The sequence below is a fragment of the Pedobacter roseus genome (assembly GCF_014395225.1).
In the GTDB taxonomy this organism is placed as follows: Bacteria; Bacteroidota; Bacteroidia; order Sphingobacteriales; family Sphingobacteriaceae; genus Pedobacter; species Pedobacter roseus.
In genome coordinates, this window is sequence record NZ_CP060723.1 from 67,860 (window position 1) to 82,814 (window position 14,955).

A 14,955-nucleotide genomic window follows, 5' to 3' on the forward strand; every position below is an offset into this window, starting at 1 on the left:
TATCGGCAATTCGAATATGGCGCAAAAATTGGAAGTTTGGCAAAGAGGGCCATTGCCCGATATCGATCCATTATTACAACCGGTTGCCCACGCACTTTTGCAGGCGCGGGAAGAAATTAATGAATACATGCATGAATTTCCGTTAGCACTACTTTGGGAACGCCCTGCAGGCATGGCCTCTACCGGTTTTCACCTTCAGCATTTAAGTGGGGTACTCGATCGGGTATTTACTTATGCCGGGGCCGAAGGATTATCCGAATTTCAGTTTTCACAATTAGCAGAAGAAGGCTCCGATAGTGCGGAAGGCTATACCGTAGCCAATCTGGTAGATCGTTTTAATCATCAGGTCGACCTTGCGTTAGCGCAATTAAAAAATACAGATGTAAGTACATTACCCGATTTTAGGGGTATTGGTAGAGCAAAACTTCCATCAACGGTTATTGGCCTGCTCTTCCATGCGGCAGAACATACCATGCGGCATGTAGGTCAGCTGATGGTTACCGTTGCTGTTGTGAAGAGAGATGAAGCAATTCATTAAGGCTAAGTTTTAACCACAGATTTACACGGATCAACACAGATCTATATGCATCTATCTTTTCGTGTCTTTTTAACCACAGCGTTCGCAGAGTAAAGGCACAGAGGTCACAAAGCAGGGGGTGGGTAAAAAATTAATACTCTTTATCTTACCTCCTTATCTTCTGACCTCAGGCCTCTGACTTTTCAGACTCATTCCATCATCCCTCTTACCTTTTACATCCTACCTAAAATAATGTCCCTTTTCCATATCTGCAATCAAACCTATCTGAATTGGCTGCCAGTTTAAACTTTCGCGGGTAATCTTATTCGATGCCGGGCAATCGATGCAGGCAAAACCGCTAAGCCATCCAAAATGTTCAGCTGCTTCTGCTGCGGGTACCGATACTACAGGAATGTTAAGCTGTTTACCGATGGTTTCAGCAATGGTTTTAAAGGTAATCGCTTCTTCGGCCACACCGTGATACCTGGCGCGTGGTGTTACATTTTCTAAAGCCAGCCTGTAAAGTACGGCTGCATCTAAACGGTGTACCGCTGTCCAACAATTAAGGCCTTCGCCAATGTAGGCTGAAAACCCTTTTTCGCGCGCAATATTAATCAGCATAGGTATAAAGCCATAATCCCCCTCATCATGGACCGATGGTGATAAACGTACTACGGCAGTACGTACACCAAGCGCTGCAACAGCGTCGGCGGTTTGTTCTGATACCCGTGGGTGGACAGATACGCCCGGAGCTGGAATAATCGCTTCGGTAGCCACGCTGCCCGGACTTACCAGGGCAGTGCCCGAGGTTACAATAAAAGGACGGTTGGAACCAGCCAGTTCGGCCCCAATAGCTTCGATAGCAAGTTTATCTACCTCGCACATTTCTTTATAGCGTGTAAAATCGTGGATAAATCCGGTATGGATTATGCCATCAGCTGCCGCTGCGCCACGGCGGAGGCTATCTAAATCGGTAAGGTCGCCGCGATGTACCTCCGCACCCGCCTCAATTAACGCATTGGCCGAAGCATCTGAGCGGGCCAAACCTAAAACCTGGTGACCAGCACCTATTAATTCTTTAACTACTGCGGAACCTACAAAACCTGTGGCTCCTGTTACAAATACACGCATGATTGATTTTTTTATTTAAACAATAATTTAACTTTTTGATGAAGCAAATATCGGGTGAGTGCTGAAGATTGATTTAGCCAAATCAGTTGATGTTGTAGCCAAAAACCATAGATAGGATTGCTTTGAGCTTTAGTGATATGCTTTTTTGAGAAAATCAAAAACAGAAGCTTTTAGGATACAGCAGTCCCGCTCCAGCTTCTGCTCCCGATGAAAAATCGGGGCATCCCGCTTTGATCGGGTTTAGGTGGCAAGGTAATGTGGAAATATTTAGGGTTGCAAAACCCGGAAGTAAAATTATTAATGCACCATGCAAGTTAACCGTAAATAGCATCCAAAACCAGGCTGCTTAAACCTGATTGCAGCGGTAGCTCCCGATTTTTTCCGATCGGGACTACAAGCAAAAAGCAGGACTAACCTTAAATAGAGCTGCTGCCTCTGCTTTCCAAATCAAATGGGCTATATTTTTAATTGCTCACTTTCGTTTAAAATTAACAACAGACTTTTTAGGAATTCCTGTTTGGCATTTGATGCTACGGTAAGTAATCTTAATTTAAACTCTCCTCAACGGTCAAAACCTCTTTTTGATTGATGTGCGTACGATACATGTTTCCCCAGGCCGACATGGCATCAAGCATCGTCCTCATGGTGCGTCCCAAATCTGTTAACTGATATTCTACCCTGGGCGGCACTTCGGGGAAAACCATACGGGTAATGATCTGGTCTTTTTCCAGTTCTCTCAATTGTGCTACCAACATCCGTTCAGATATGCCTTCAATGTCCTTTTTAAGCTGGCCATAACGCATGGTGCCATGAGCTAAACGGCATAATATAGCTGGTTTCCACCTGCCGCCAATTACAGCGAGGGAAGCAGACATGCCGCAGCTATCGATCATCATTTTTTCGTTCAGGGCATTGGTTGAAGTTTCTTTTCTCATTTCTAACTTTTTTGTTAGTACCTAACAATTTGTTGCTTACTCTCAAATGTACAGTATCTGTTTTAATTTAGCAGAAAATTTAAGAATCAGATGAAAAAATTAACAGATAAAATAGCCCTGGTAACCGGAGGAAGCAGGGGAATAGGTGCAGCTATTGTGAAAAAACTGGCTGCCGAAGGTGCAAAAGTGGTTTTTACTTATGCCAGTTCACCCGAAAAGGCACAGATAGTTGTTGCCGATGTTGAAGCTGCGGGCGGTACAGCGGTAGCCATAAAAGCCAATAGTGCTGTGCCTGCCGAAGTAACTGCTGCAGTAGCCAAAACCATTACCGATTTTGGTCGCATCAATATCCTGATCAATAACGCAGGGATTTATATTGGTAAAGCTTTCGAAGAACATACGCTTGAAGATTATAACAACATCATGGCCATTAACGTGCAAGCGGTTTTTGTGGCGGCTTTGGCTGCGGTAAAAGGCATGCCCGAAGGTGGCCGGATTATTACGATTGGAAGTAACATGGGCGATAACGCTGTTGGACCTGAAACCACCTTATATACCATGAGCAAATCGGCACTCCAAGGTTTTACCCGTGGTTTAGCCCGCGATTTAGGGGCACGTAAAATTACAGTAAACCTGGTTCAGCCTGGACCAACCAACACGGATATGAACCCGGCAGATGCACCTTTGGCAGATTTTCTAAGAACACGTATGGCTTTGCCGGAATATGGTACGGTAGAGGATATTGCTGCTTTTGTAAACTTTATCGCAGGTGATGAAGCTAAATATATTACCGGTTCATTTTTAACCATTGATGGCGGATTGAACGCTTAAGTTAATAGAAATTAGGGACTGAAGAGAAAAGTCGTCATTGCGAAGGAGGAACGACAGCCAACCCCGGCCTTTCCAGGAAGCAATCTTAATGCGTACGCCAGTAGCGATCGTTTTAAGATTGCTTTGTATCTCAGCAATGACGATTCCTCGGAACTTAGGAATTAAAACTATCCCTTCACCGAAACGGATATTTGTTAGCTGGACACAAACCATTTATCTGCTTCTTCCTGAAGTGTATTATAATCGGCCTCACCTTCTGCAACCCATGCTACAATCCCATCGGGGCGGATTAGTAGTGCGCTTAAACCTAACTGGTTTTTTGCGTTGCCAGCAACATACTCTAACTGATCGTACTTAGCGGCGAGATTTTTAAGTTTAGCATTGTTCTCAAAATCAAGGAGTATTCCTTTACCATGATGCATCAAATCGCCAATGGTACTGCCATTTTCAAATTCGAAATTGGGCACGCTGTAGCCTAATAGAGGATGCTGATCGCCAAGGTTATAATGTGTAGAAATGCCCCAAACCCTTTCGGCCATGTAGGTGGCACCATCATGGGTGTTTATTAAGTCGCTTACAATGGCATGTAGTGCCTTGGCTTGTGGGGTAGGTTTCATAATTTCTACCTGTGCCCGCGACCAATCGAGCACTTTTATGCCGATGGGATATCTTTCAGTAAAATAAGTGTCGAGTAATCCTTCAGGAGCTGTATTGTGAATGGTTGCAGCAAGTTTCCAGCCCAGGTTCATGGCATCGCCAATGCCCAGGTTTAATCCTTGTCCGCCTAAAGGCGCATGGATATGAGCGGCGTCGCCAGCTAAAAGCACACCTCCCTTGCGGTATGCGGTTGCCTGCCTTGCACGGTCGGTCCAGGTGGTAGCGATATGTAGCCTGGTAAGCGTTACATCAGTTCCTGATACACGGCGCAATACTTCCTGAATATGTTCGAGTGTAATGGGCTGTTCTGAGCCATGAAAGGCGCCGCCATCAAAATCCTGTATGGCCATATATCCTGGCTGCGACTGCATGTACATGCCTCTTTCAGTTACATTACGGCCAGGGAGCAGTTTCTCCGGATCTAAAAGTTCTACCTTCGCGGTGTAGCCTGTAAATTCGGGTTCTGTACCTGCAAATTCGAACCCAGCCGACTTGCGCACCACGCTCCGTGCACCATCGCAGCCCACAAGCCATTTGCCATTAAAAGTTTGCTCACAGGAGTCAACGGTTACGCCATCGGTATTTTGCTCGAAATGGGTAATTGCATATCCACGTTTAATGGATACCCCCAAAGTTTCGGCACGGCGCGAGAGTATGGTTTCCATTTCGGCCATTTCAGAAATCAGACTGGTTTCGGTGGAACTCGGCAATCGATATTTCCATTTGGAGGTATCAATATTGCCTTGAAGAAATGGAATACCTGCAAAATGCCCGGCTTGCCTTTGGGCACCTTGTTTGTCCTTTTGGTGTTGATGAGGGTTTTTGAGTTGTTTGTGTATTTCGAGTTGCTGAAACAAACCGCGACGGTAAAGCGCTTCAATGGTAGGCGCAGAGAGTCCACGTATGCCAAAAGGCAGCAGTTTTAATGGGGAATTTGGATCAGTCGCTTTTTCGAGGATGAGTACCGAACAGTTGGCCAGGGCCAGTTCGCAGGCAAGAAAAAGGCCCACAGGTCCTGCACCGGATATGATAACATCGTAAAGTTTATCGTTTTGTGCGGATGTTCCGCTTGTATTTGTCGTATTCATAATGGAAATGATTATGATACAAAATTCAGCAACACGACTAAATTAGGCTTGTATAAATACGACAATCGTTGTGCAAAATAGTCCTCGTTAGCAAACGAGGACTATAGAAGAGGTATATAAATTAATTGCTGGTATTTATGCAACAAATTAAAATTCGAAATAACGGATCTATTTTATTGCTATAAAAATATCCACTTCTGCATTTTCGCCATCCTGTGATTTTTCGCCGTAAACTTCAAGATCGTAAGTGTATTTTCTATTCAGTTCTTTGTCCTGCTGCCAGATATTGATCCAGGTATTAACCACGGCATTGGGCATTGCTCCTTTGGCGGTGAACTTTTGAAAATTCTCCGCTTCGAATTCACGGCCGGTAAGTCCTTCGGGAACGGAATCAAGTGTAGAAACCAGAATACCAATGATGGCGGTATAGGCTTCGGTATAATTGCTTACGTAATCTGTGTAAATCGTGATGATGTCGCTTGAAACCTTATCAGGGATTTTCTCAAAAATGTTTTCTGCATAAAACTGCGACCAGAGTTTGCCTAAATCTTCTGCCGACTGATTGTTCTGGTTGGTGGTGCGGGTAGCAATACCAATAATTTTGAAACCCTTTGTCATAAAATAGCTGTTGGTTGTTTACGTGAAAAATAGGCTTTTGCGCCAGTCAAAATTAATCAGGAATTGTATGATCTTCTATGAAATAACAGGTTTTTATTTTTAATCTTTTTTAGTGAGGGCGAGTACATCATTTGCAGCGGCTTGTTTGCCTTTTCTGGCATTGCGGGCAAATGCGGCGGGTGTGGTGCCGCTGTAGCGTTTAAATTCCCTGCTCAGGTGCGGTTGATCGGTATAGCCAATTTCAGCTGCTAAACTCGCCAGGTTAACATCAGGTTCGGTCCACAAGCGGTTTCTTACCTGTTCAAAGCGCATTAGGCCCGATACATCTTTAACGGTATAACCAGATGATTGCTTAAAGTTCCTTTCCAGCGTACGCACTGTGGCATGGGCTGCGGCGGCTACTTCGCTCACGGGTAGCTTGCCCCTCGCTTTCTGCAAGGCAACACCCGCTTTATACAACATGCTGTTGGCAGCAATCCCTAACCGTGCAGCTACAAAATATTGTTTTACTGCCTCAATTGCTTCCTCTATTTTGCCAGTATTGATTAATCCGCTCAGCTCAGTTTGCAGTTTTGCGATAGGGTGTTCGAATACCTGTAAACCCGATTTACCCGAAGGTAATCCGAGCAAATCGAAAACCGTCCAGGGGAAACACCTGATCCCGATAATTTCCAGTTGTCCTGCCGTATAAAAATGAACGGGCTGGTTAAGCAGACCCATCATGAAAGGTGAGGGCAGGGACTGTAAGTTTCCATCCTGCCCGATGGAGATGTTTCCAAAGTAAAAAATGATTTCCGCATAACCATCCGGTATCACCTCATAGCTGGATAACCCATCACCTGATGTTCTTTTGTTATACCAGAAACACTTGATTACATCCTGAAGGGCTTCGGGTGCTTCAAATTCCTGATGTAACATATTCAATGGCGGCATGGTATAAGGTTATGGTTATTCAAATTTAAGATGATCTGATTTAACCCAGAAAATCAGGAGGATATGTTTTTTGATTGTATTTCAGATCCATTTCTTTTAAAAATGCTTTTCGCTTCTCTGTTAATTCAGGAACTGCGGGCATTTCGCCCGCAAGAACAGGGCTTCCAATTTCCCGGAAGAGGTTTTCGAGGCCAGCTGGTACGACCGTACAAAGCAGTTTTGCGTTTTTATCGGAGTTATTTTTAAAACAGTGGATCGCTCCACCAAAAGGGATGTTTACAAAGCCATCTTTTGCAACGGTTTGTTTGCCGGCTTCTGTTTTAAATTCAACTTCCCCCTCTAATATATGGAACATTTCCTGCGTATCGGGGTGGGCATGTGGTGGTGGGCCACCTCCCGGCGGAACCGTCATTTCGATAACAGCGTAGTTGCCATTGGTTTGTGCGCCGGAGATAATGATCCGGTAATTTCCTCCGGCTATGCCTAATAACTCACCCTCGTTTTTGTTGATGATACTGATGTTCGATTCCATTTTGTTTTTCGAATTATAATGAAGGTTAGTTATTGTATAAAAATAGAAATAATAAGGGGCTTTAGTGAATTAATAGGTTGCAGGGCATGTCACTCCTAGAGATGAATTTTCAAGAGAAAATAAAGGCTTTGTTAAAATAAGAATAGTCGGATCGTCATTTCGAACGCAGCTGAGAAATCTTTGAACACAGCTCAAAGATTTCTCCATTTCGCTTCGCTTCAGTCGAAATGACGACCAATTTTTGGAATCTGTCGTCCCAATCCAATAACTATCTGTTTGTTTGGGAGCTGCGGAGTACCATCGAAGATAATCGTGATAAAATAAGCTTTAAGTTTATCTCAAATTTCTTTCTTTTAAAAGATCTTCCAATTCCTGGTTATTATATTTTGAGTTATTAATTAATTTGTAAGCAAAAAATAAAGGAATGAGTGTTAAAAAACCGAAACTGCTTTTCATCACGCTGTAAAATATCACCCCAATCAGAAATCCTATAATTGCAGCGTTCATAATCTTCGCTGATTTCATTTTTTTTGCTTCCTGTAATAATTCTTCGTCTGTTAATTGCGCTAATTCTTTTTGGTTCATTTGTCTGGGTTTTTTAACAATCGCTTTGCGGGAAGGATAATTTTCATATTCGTTATTATTCAAATATATGGAATAGGCGCTTTTACTAAAAAACTTAATTGCGTTTAATTAAAATGAACAGGCAAAGCCATAAAACAAAAAAGCCGTTTTTGATTTTTTTTTGATCTGCAGAAATCGGCAAATAAAAAATGTCGCAATTTGCCGCTAAGGTTGTCGTTTTCACGCCATCTCAAAACCAGAAATCCACTCCATATTTGTATGGTCAATACAGATCAAAAAAAATTAAACCGCCTTATGAAAAATTTCTTCAAAACCAGCAATCCCCTTAAATCAGTACTTGTTATTATACTCATGCTGTTTACAGCAGCGCAATCAAAAGGGCAGCAGACTAAACCTGCTGCGAGTGGTTATGCACCTGTAAAAGGTACCAAAGTTTATTATGAAGTGTATGGTGAGGGCAAACCGCTAATCTTATTGCACGGTGCTTTTATGACCATTGAAACAAACTGGGGGCAATTAATACCCGAATTATCAAAAACAAGAAAAGTAATTGCGATAGAACTGCAGGGACATGGCCACTCTCCTTATTCAGACAGAAAATTGGAATTGCCTACCCTGGCAAGTGATGTAGAAGCTGTAATGAATCAATTAAAAGTAGATAGTGCCGATGTTGTTGGCTATAGCATGGGTGGTTCAGTGGCTTATCAATTAATTGTACAAAGCCCTAAGCGCGTAAACAAATTGGTAATCATTTCTTCTACTTATAAAACCAGTGGCTGGATGCCTGCCGTAACCAGTGCCTTTAAAGGAATGAAACCTGAATTTTTAGCCAATACGCCAATGAAAACGGCTTATGATGCCATCGCACCCGATAAAACAAAATGGAACAGTTTTTTAGAACAGATGATTGATTTTGTTAAGGTACCGTTCGACATGGGAGACGCCAATATTGCAAAAATTACTTCACCGGTATTGCTCATTGCAGGCGATAATGATGGCCTTGACAAAACAGAGCTGATTAAAACCTACCAGTTGTTGGGCGGTGCTGTATTTGCTGATATGGGCAAAATGCCAAAATCGCAGCTGGCCGTTGTTCCTGCCCAGGGGCATGTAAGCCTGATGATGCAGAGCAAAACAATATTGGGCTATTTGGATGGCTTTTTAAAGTAAAAAACGATATCAGTTAATATTGAGCCGTACAGACAAAATATTTGAGCCGTAGAAGAAAGTTACGACTGTATTGATTGTTGATCTTTGTATCATGAACAACATCGAAAAAATTCAGTTGGGTCAAAATGGCCCGCTCGTGTCTAAACTTGGTTTAGGCTGTATGCGCATGTCTTCAATTTGGGGTAGTTCTACACCCGATGAAACAGAAAGCATTGCTACGATCCATGAAGCCTTAGATCGTGGCATTAATTTTTTAAATACAGGAGATTTCTATGGCGCTGGTCATAATGAAATGCTTATTGGTAAAGCCATTAAAGATAGGCGGGATGATGCTTTTATCAGCGTAAAATTCGGAGCCATCTTTCACAACGGCCAGTGGCTGGGATTGGATTTAAGACCTATCGCGATCAAGAATTTTATCAATTATTCGCTCACCCGTTTGGGGATCGAAACTATTGATCTTTATCAGCCAAGCCGGATGGATGGAAGTGTGCCGGTAGAAGATATTATCGGAACCATTGCCGACCTGGTTAAAGAAGGAAAAGTGCGCCACATTGGTGTTTCTGAAATTACGGCTGATCAGCTCCGCAAAGCAAACGAGGTTTATCCCATCAGCGCGCTCGAAATCGGTTATTCACTGGCCGACCGTCACATCGAAAATGACCTGTTGCCGGCAGCAAAAGAATTGGGCATTGCCGTAGTGGCCTTTGCCAATACTGCTGAAGGTTTATTAACCGGTGAGATGAAAGCCCCGCTTGCAGCAAATGATTACCACAACCATTTCTCACGTTTTCAGGGCGAGAACCTCGCTTATAACCTCGAAAAAGTGGAAGTATTGAAGCAATTGGCCCAAAATAAAGGTTATACACCCACACAAGTGGCCATTGCCTGGGTAAAAGCGCAGGGCGACAATATTATGCCTTTGGTAAGCATGAGCCGCAGGTCGCGTTTGCCTGAAAATATGGAGGCTATGGATATTGTATTTACGCCCGAAGAAATGAATACTTTAAATACTACTTTTGCAATAGGTGCTATACGTGGTGGCACTTACTTACAACGTTAAATGACCAGTCCAGCAGAAATTCTTCCCGGTGTAATTTTTTATTCTTACCTCTCTGCAGAGCGGAAAGAGAAAGTGTGCTTTTGGAATCACCATACCCTGATATTACAGGTTTCGGGACAGTTTATCTTAGAAACCTCCGGGCAAAACATTTCGATGGCCACAGGGGAAGTGCTGTTGATCGGCAAAAACCAGCTGGGTACGCTCACTAAAACACCATTACCCGGTGGAAACTATGAAACCATTGTAATCTCCCTGCAAGAAGATCTTTTGCGCAAAATCGTGTTAGAGGAAAAACTCGAAGCAGACTGTAAATATATTGGTCCGCCAAATATTTTAATTCCGTCGAACGAATTCTTGCAGGGCTATTTTCAGTCTATTATTCCTTATGCCCGAAGTTCGGGCGCTACTATGACAGATGAAATGGGCATTTTGAAAGTGAAAGAAGGCATAAAATTGCTTTTATTGGCCATGCCATCACTTCGTAACTTTTTATTCGATTTTTCAGAACCTTATAAAATAGACCTGGAAAAGTTTATGCTGAGTAATTTTCATTTCAATGTGCCTATCGAAAAATTTGCGCAGCTCACCGGCCGTAGCCTGGCGGGTTTTAAACGCGATTTCCTGAAAACATTCGGTGCGCCACCCCGTCATTGGCTGCAGGATAAACGCTTAACTGAAGCCAAACATCTTATCGAAACCAAACATCAAAAACCATCTTCCATTTACCTCGACCTGGGTTTCGAAAGCCTGTCGCATTTTTCCCATTCTTTTAAGAAAAAGTTCGGCATGGCACCGACTGCGTTGAACTCATAAGGTATGGACTTAAAGAAAGCACATTCTGGTAAATTGTTTAGACCAGGGCGCTGGGAATTGCACTAGGTGGACAAACCCAGATTGATAGCAGTTATATTCTGTCCAAATCAGTTATAAACAGTGGGTTTAAAAGTCTAATTTTATCGATTAATTCAATTCCTTTATTTTTGTCCTGATTTCGTTTGTGATCTTCGTATTCTTTCGTAGTTAGTCCAACAATTTGTAAGAATTGAACTTGCCCATGTGGCGTTTCTACAATGCCTAGTTCGGGGTCCGTTACAAAAAGCAGTGCTTTTATATTCGAGTTGTATCCAGCCCTAATTGAGCCTTTTGCATCAATGGTATGGCATTCATCAAATATTTGATTACTACTAAAAACATACTTTGCCAAATTTTGCATTAGATTTAAAGCCCAAATTTGATCTGAACTTTTTTCATTATTTATTTTCTTTAACCGAAAAGTTAATTCAAATCCGCAGTTACTGAACTCTTCACCTGCGAGATCTTCATCGTAATAAAGGTTTGTAAAACCATAGCTGACAATATGGAAATGGTCTGTTTGGCGCTTACTCTCATAAATACTTAGACCATCTAAAGGTTCTTCGCCCCCAAGCATATATTTTATAGTTGTTCCATAATGTTGAGGTTCTTGATTCGGATATAGTCTTTCAAATTCTTTATCAATAGCTAACCAACCAACTGCGTCGTCTTCGGTAAATTGTTGCCTGTATTCTTCCTTTGTCATACGGTATTTATTGAATATGCATCTGAAATTAGTAGACTCAAGTTATTTTCTATTTTTATTTTGCTTCAAATTCTCTAAAAATCTTCTGGTCATAATGATAGTACTTTTACAGGCTCCCTAACTACGTGGATATCAATTTTGCCTTTGCCATTGATATTCGAAGTCATCTTTATTTATTGCGAATTCTTCAAAATCTATAAGGTCGATTGGTTGGTCTGTAAGAAAGCCAAACGCGTCCTCGATCATTTGTTCGCTGTATTTTAGTGTTTTACCATTTTCATAAACCTCGATCTGCCGCAGTACTTCCCCGTTTAGATTAGTTTCGAAATAATAGTTGCAGGTTCCCCACATTTCGGATTTTTCAATCCGAAATTCCTCATAATATCGTTTGAAGTATTGTGTGGTCATAAAGTCTTGTCTCTTAGAATTAACTAGCGAGATGGCGGTAATTCTTTTTTAGGTAAAAAATTGTCAATCTTACCCTGCATATAAAGCTCTGCTTTAATGTTAATGAAATCAATTTTAAACTTCTTGATTTTTGTTGAATCATCTTGTTTATAAATTTTGTCATGAAGCATATTGATTACATCGTTAAACTCCTCGGTCATAAAAGGCTCAATAAAACACATTTTATTTTGGTTTTTACTTTTATTGAATGATATAAAATCCCGATCTCCGGCATAATGCATACCTGCGCTGAGTTTTTTTGTTTTGACAAAACTTTGAAGATCTTTTGCAGTTAGTTTATTTACAGCTTCTATTTCATCATCAGATAACTGAGCAGCATAATAGGCAGGGCCATGATTTCCGTTAACAAAAATATTTAACCTTCCATACTGATCAATCGTTGAGTATGAATTTATTTCTAAATTTTTAGAAGATGTAATGTCATAACTTACAAGCTTAAGATTCTGCACCTTTATTTTTTGTGCAGAACAAGTAAAAGTGATTAAAATCGCTGCATAGAATAGAATGTTTTTCATTTCTGTTTCATGTATAACCGAAGAAATAGATTTGCCGTTAATAAATGAAGATATGTAATATCTAGAATAGTTGCAAAAACTAATATGGTTAGGGAGCTTCGATGGCAAATGTCTGCTCATTGTTGTAGGTTGGCATTCAGGTTTTTGTAAGATGCGCTAGCTAGTAATAACCAGATTAAATTTCCTAAATTTAAAAGCTATACTTACATTTATATATGTCTGCAGCGCTATCTTACTCACTTAAAGTATGGCTTACTAGTTTAGTTTTTGGTACCATTGCTTTTTGGTCAACAATGATTATTTTCTCTCCGGCTAAAGATGTTGAATGGAGTATGATTCCTATGTACCTCGCTTTGACAATGTTAGTTTCCATATTAATTTCTTTGCCAGCACTTATAGCCTTTTTTCTTGCTAGTTATACGCTTAAGTACACAGGGCTGAATGCGGTTGGATTTAAAACTGCTATTAGCCTAATATCAATTGCTGCTTGTTACATCACGTTTTACTTCATTGCTCAATCAGATCATCATTCAGTTTTCAAAAAAGGTAACTTTATATTATTGCTCTGCTACAGTCTGCCAATTCCGGTTTGTGTTTGGTTCTATAAAATTGCTAAACAACCAAATTGAATCATTGCCGTAATGTTATGCTTTGATAGTTAAATTTCCCTAGTAAAATCCCTGTTGAATTTTAAAAGCATAAGTCTGGCTATTGTTTAGGCCAGGGCGCTAAGGCTTGCGCTAGCCCGTCATTGGCTGCAGGATAAAAGACTGAATGAAGCCAAACACCTTATCGAAACCAAACATCAAAAACCATCTTCCATTTACCTCGACTTGGGTTTCGAAAGCCTGTCGCATTTTTCCCATTCCTTTAAAAAAAAGTTCGGCATGGCACCTACCACACTGAATGATGGTGTTGCTTCAAAATGAGGAATGTTGGCTGCCATATTTCCTACAAATCAACCGACATTCTTCGCTTTGCGTGCCTTATTTTACAGTTAACAATTTAAAGTGATTGATAGTTAGTTGGGGATGTGAAGTTTCTTAATTCCCCTGTTTTTAACCCTTCCAGATATTTTGTTGAAAATTTTCCGGGTCCTGTATTCTGTAAGAACTCTGTTAACAACACACACATCATTCATGTTTCCGATTACCACCTGCCACTCTTTAATGTTTTTTCCAAGGTTAAGTAAGTTAGTAACCTTTAAGGTTTCTTCAGGGCTTTGCCGTTTTTCTACAAACTTTGTAAACAGTTCCATTATCTCATTGTCCATCGTAATATTATTTTTCATAGGGATAATAAAAATAGTTGTTAGAATATTACAGGCCAACTGCGAAGCTGATTTTCGTTATGCATCGGTCAAAATTCGGTACAGATAGTATAAATGGTTACGTTGGGCATCTTTTATAATTGCGAAAGCAATAATGAGTTCCGCTTCATTCTTTGCTAATTAAATTCCCCTAAAAATAGCCTGTTGAGTTATAAAAGTACAAGTTTGTTGTGGTTTAAATCAAGGCGTGCCGCCATCAATAAGGATTTCGGCGACAGGCAAGAACGTGGAATCTTCATCTCGGTAGCTTTTAAATAGCAGAGTCATTAATATACAAATCCGTAAAGTTTATGGATTTGGTCTCTATCTATGCAAAATAACCATATTGATTGAGATATCCGAATGGTTTGAATCGGCCCATTAAATGTTAAAATAAATACAGGGCAAAAAAAAACATCCGCCTATTGGACGGATGTTCTTAACAATGTATGAAGGTTATTATCTTATCCTATCTTAACGTTGATTGCGTTCAGGCCTTTTCTGCCCTCTTCTACATCATAGCTTACTGAATCATTCTCGCGAATGTTATCAATTAAGCCAGATACATGTACAAAAAGCTCTGCATCGCCATTAGCTGGTACGATAAATCCAAAACCTTTTGTCTCATTGAAAAATTTTACTGTTCCTTGTTGCATTATATTTTATTTTAATTATTCCCAAATATAAACAAATATATTGAAAATCAAAACGTTATATTTTAAGCGCGTGCAGCTGATGTTGGCTAACAGCACCCGATCTAAATGATGGGAAGGAGATCTTTATTCGGCATTTTCCGCTCTGGCTTTTTAAAGCTATAGGCCTTATAATCGAGTAGAGTCAATCCGCGAAAAATCGAACTTTTATGAACATTGTGAGGCCATAGTAAATTTTGAAAAAGTAGTCAATAACGAGATTGAGGGACAGTATAGGAAAAAGAAATTGTAAGTGTTTTATGGATTGGTTAAATGACAAGCTATAGTAGGACTTCACACACTTTTGCCGAAATACCCAGGTTGGGCGAAGGGATGCAAATTCTATAAAACCA

18 protein-coding genes are annotated in these 14,955 nt (G+C 40.8%); 7 read left to right on the top strand and 11 right to left on the bottom strand.

Annotated elements, in window-relative coordinates; translation table 11 throughout:
- Nucleotides 1-16: 16 nt before the first annotated feature.
- Entirely contained in the window at nucleotides 17-538 is a 522-nt protein-coding gene (locus tag H9L23_RS00305) for a DinB family protein (RefSeq protein ID WP_187593105.1), read from the top strand.
- Between the two features lie 219 nt (nucleotides 539-757).
- Here the strand turns inward: H9L23_RS00305 and H9L23_RS00310 are convergent, their stop codons facing one another.
- Nucleotides 758-1,648: an SDR family oxidoreductase gene (locus tag H9L23_RS00310; protein WP_187593106.1), complete on the bottom strand. Its 891-nt coding sequence runs from the start codon at nucleotides 1,646-1,648 to the stop codon at nucleotides 758-760.
- Nucleotides 1,649-2,193: 545 nt separating this feature from the next.
- Nucleotides 2,194-2,583, bottom strand: coding sequence for a winged helix-turn-helix transcriptional regulator (locus H9L23_RS00315; protein ID WP_187593107.1), 390 nt, complete (start codon nucleotides 2,581-2,583; stop codon nucleotides 2,194-2,196).
- Nucleotides 2,584-2,673: 90 nt separating this feature from the next.
- Between H9L23_RS00315 and H9L23_RS00320 the strand changes: the two genes are divergently transcribed.
- The gene (locus H9L23_RS00320) at nucleotides 2,674-3,414 is read left to right on the top strand and encodes an SDR family NAD(P)-dependent oxidoreductase (RefSeq protein ID WP_187593108.1); all 741 of its coding nucleotides are present in this window, start codon (nucleotides 2,674-2,676) and stop codon (nucleotides 3,412-3,414) included.
- Nucleotides 3,415-3,608: 194 nt separating this feature from the next.
- Here the strand turns inward: H9L23_RS00320 and H9L23_RS00325 are convergent, their stop codons facing one another.
- From H9L23_RS00325 to H9L23_RS00345, 5 genes are all read right to left on the bottom strand, one after another.
- A complete protein-coding gene (locus H9L23_RS00325) occupies nucleotides 3,609-5,159 on the bottom strand; it encodes an FAD-dependent monooxygenase (RefSeq protein ID WP_187593109.1) in 1,551 nt (516 codons plus the stop codon).
- 168 nt (nucleotides 5,160-5,327) lie between these two features.
- Nucleotides 5,328-5,777 (bottom strand): GyrI-like domain-containing protein, encoded by a 450-nt coding sequence (locus tag H9L23_RS00330; RefSeq protein ID WP_187593110.1) that lies wholly within the window; start codon nucleotides 5,775-5,777, stop codon nucleotides 5,328-5,330.
- 99 nt (nucleotides 5,778-5,876) lie between these two features.
- Nucleotides 5,877-6,710, bottom strand: coding sequence for a helix-turn-helix domain-containing protein (locus tag H9L23_RS00335; protein WP_223191020.1), 834 nt, complete (start codon nucleotides 6,708-6,710; stop codon nucleotides 5,877-5,879).
- A 40-nt stretch (nucleotides 6,711-6,750) separates the two neighbouring features.
- Nucleotides 6,751-7,242, bottom strand: a complete 492-nt coding sequence (locus tag H9L23_RS00340) for a cupin domain-containing protein (protein ID WP_187593111.1) — start codon at nucleotides 7,240-7,242, stop codon at nucleotides 6,751-6,753.
- A 333-nt stretch (nucleotides 7,243-7,575) separates the two neighbouring features.
- Nucleotides 7,576-7,890, bottom strand: a complete 315-nt coding sequence (locus H9L23_RS00345; protein WP_223191021.1) for a hypothetical protein — start codon at nucleotides 7,888-7,890, stop codon at nucleotides 7,576-7,578.
- Nucleotides 7,891-8,121: 231 nt separating this feature from the next.
- Between H9L23_RS00345 and H9L23_RS00350 the strand changes: the two genes are divergently transcribed.
- The 3 genes from H9L23_RS00350 (at nucleotide 8,122) to H9L23_RS00360 (ending at nucleotide 10,873) form a co-directional block, all read left to right on the top strand.
- Nucleotides 8,122-8,997, top strand: coding sequence for an alpha/beta fold hydrolase (locus H9L23_RS00350; protein WP_187593112.1), 876 nt, complete (start codon nucleotides 8,122-8,124; stop codon nucleotides 8,995-8,997).
- A gap of 91 nt (nucleotides 8,998-9,088) precedes the next feature.
- A complete protein-coding gene (locus H9L23_RS00355) occupies nucleotides 9,089-10,060 on the top strand; it encodes an aldo/keto reductase (RefSeq protein WP_187593113.1) in 972 nt (323 codons plus the stop codon).
- Nucleotides 10,061-10,873, top strand: a complete 813-nt coding sequence (locus H9L23_RS00360; RefSeq protein WP_187593114.1) for a helix-turn-helix domain-containing protein — start codon at nucleotides 10,061-10,063, stop codon at nucleotides 10,871-10,873.
- Nucleotides 10,874-10,964: 91 nt separating this feature from the next.
- Here H9L23_RS00360 and H9L23_RS00365 read toward each other — a convergent pair whose 3' ends face one another.
- Nucleotides 10,965-11,618 (bottom strand): suppressor of fused domain protein, encoded by a 654-nt coding sequence (locus tag H9L23_RS00365; protein ID WP_187593115.1) that lies wholly within the window; start codon nucleotides 11,616-11,618, stop codon nucleotides 10,965-10,967.
- 431 nt (nucleotides 11,619-12,049) lie between these two features.
- The gene (locus H9L23_RS00370) at nucleotides 12,050-12,601 is read right to left on the bottom strand and encodes a hypothetical protein (RefSeq protein WP_187593116.1); all 552 of its coding nucleotides are present in this window, start codon (nucleotides 12,599-12,601) and stop codon (nucleotides 12,050-12,052) included.
- A 215-nt stretch (nucleotides 12,602-12,816) separates the two neighbouring features.
- Here H9L23_RS00370 and H9L23_RS00375 point away from each other — a divergent pair, with 215 nt between their 5' ends.
- Both H9L23_RS00375 and H9L23_RS00380 read left to right on the top strand, forming a co-directional pair.
- Nucleotides 12,817-13,230 carry a hypothetical protein gene (locus H9L23_RS00375; protein ID WP_187593117.1) on the top strand — a complete coding sequence of 138 codons (414 nt, stop codon included), beginning with the start codon at nucleotides 12,817-12,819 and terminating at the stop codon, nucleotides 13,228-13,230.
- A gap of 162 nt (nucleotides 13,231-13,392) precedes the next feature.
- Nucleotides 13,393-13,530 carry a helix-turn-helix domain-containing protein gene (locus H9L23_RS00380; RefSeq protein WP_246474938.1) on the top strand — a complete coding sequence of 46 codons (138 nt, stop codon included), beginning with the start codon at nucleotides 13,393-13,395 and terminating at the stop codon, nucleotides 13,528-13,530.
- A 92-nt stretch (nucleotides 13,531-13,622) separates the two neighbouring features.
- On the opposite strand, the gene H9L23_RS00385 is transcribed toward H9L23_RS00380, so the two are convergent.
- Together H9L23_RS00385 and H9L23_RS00390 are read right to left on the bottom strand one after the other, a co-directional pair.
- A complete protein-coding gene (locus tag H9L23_RS00385) occupies nucleotides 13,623-13,892 on the bottom strand; it encodes a hypothetical protein (RefSeq protein ID WP_187593118.1) in 270 nt (89 codons plus the stop codon).
- A gap of 482 nt (nucleotides 13,893-14,374) precedes the next feature.
- Nucleotides 14,375-14,566, bottom strand: a complete 192-nt coding sequence (locus H9L23_RS00390) for a cold-shock protein (protein WP_121281998.1) — start codon at nucleotides 14,564-14,566, stop codon at nucleotides 14,375-14,377.
- Nucleotides 14,567-14,955: the final 389 nt, after the last annotated feature.

What these genes read in the sequence shown, in the direction of transcription:
- H9L23_RS00390 (WP_121281998.1), bottom strand. Translation starts at nt 14,566, where the DNA reads ATGCAACAAGGAACAGTAAAATTTTTCAATGAGACAAAAGGTTTTGGA.
- H9L23_RS00305 (WP_187593105.1), top strand. Translation starts at nt 17, where the DNA reads ATGGCGCAAAAATTGGAAGTTTGGCAAAGAGGGCCATTGCCCGATATC.
- H9L23_RS00315 (WP_187593107.1), bottom strand. Translation starts at nt 2,583, where the DNA reads ATGAGAAAAGAAACTTCAACCAATGCCCTGAACGAAAAAATGATGATC.
- H9L23_RS00355 (WP_187593113.1), top strand. Translation starts at nt 9,089, where the DNA reads ATGAACAACATCGAAAAAATTCAGTTGGGTCAAAATGGCCCGCTCGTG.
- H9L23_RS00370 (WP_187593116.1), bottom strand. Translation starts at nt 12,601, where the DNA reads ATGAAAAACATTCTATTCTATGCAGCGATTTTAATCACTTTTACTTGT.
- H9L23_RS00385 (WP_187593118.1), bottom strand. Translation starts at nt 13,892, where the DNA reads ATGAAAAATAATATTACGATGGACAATGAGATAATGGAACTGTTTACA.
- H9L23_RS00320 (WP_187593108.1), top strand. Translation starts at nt 2,674, where the DNA reads ATGAAAAAATTAACAGATAAAATAGCCCTGGTAACCGGAGGAAGCAGG.
- H9L23_RS00350 (WP_187593112.1), top strand. Translation starts at nt 8,122, where the DNA reads ATGAAAAATTTCTTCAAAACCAGCAATCCCCTTAAATCAGTACTTGTT.
- H9L23_RS00335 (WP_223191020.1), bottom strand. Translation starts at nt 6,710, where the DNA reads ATGCCGCCATTGAATATGTTACATCAGGAATTTGAAGCACCCGAAGCC.
- H9L23_RS00375 (WP_187593117.1), top strand. Translation starts at nt 12,817, where the DNA reads ATGTCTGCAGCGCTATCTTACTCACTTAAAGTATGGCTTACTAGTTTA.
- H9L23_RS00330 (WP_187593110.1), bottom strand. Translation starts at nt 5,777, where the DNA reads ATGACAAAGGGTTTCAAAATTATTGGTATTGCTACCCGCACCACCAAC.
- H9L23_RS00310 (WP_187593106.1), bottom strand. Translation starts at nt 1,648, where the DNA reads ATGCGTGTATTTGTAACAGGAGCCACAGGTTTTGTAGGTTCCGCAGTA.
- H9L23_RS00360 (WP_187593114.1), top strand. Translation starts at nt 10,061, where the DNA reads ATGACCAGTCCAGCAGAAATTCTTCCCGGTGTAATTTTTTATTCTTAC.
- H9L23_RS00325 (WP_187593109.1), bottom strand. Translation starts at nt 5,159, where the DNA reads ATGAATACGACAAATACAAGCGGAACATCCGCACAAAACGATAAACTT.
- H9L23_RS00365 (WP_187593115.1), bottom strand. Translation starts at nt 11,618, where the DNA reads ATGACAAAGGAAGAATACAGGCAACAATTTACCGAAGACGACGCAGTT.
- H9L23_RS00340 (WP_187593111.1), bottom strand. Translation starts at nt 7,242, where the DNA reads ATGGAATCGAACATCAGTATCATCAACAAAAACGAGGGTGAGTTATTA.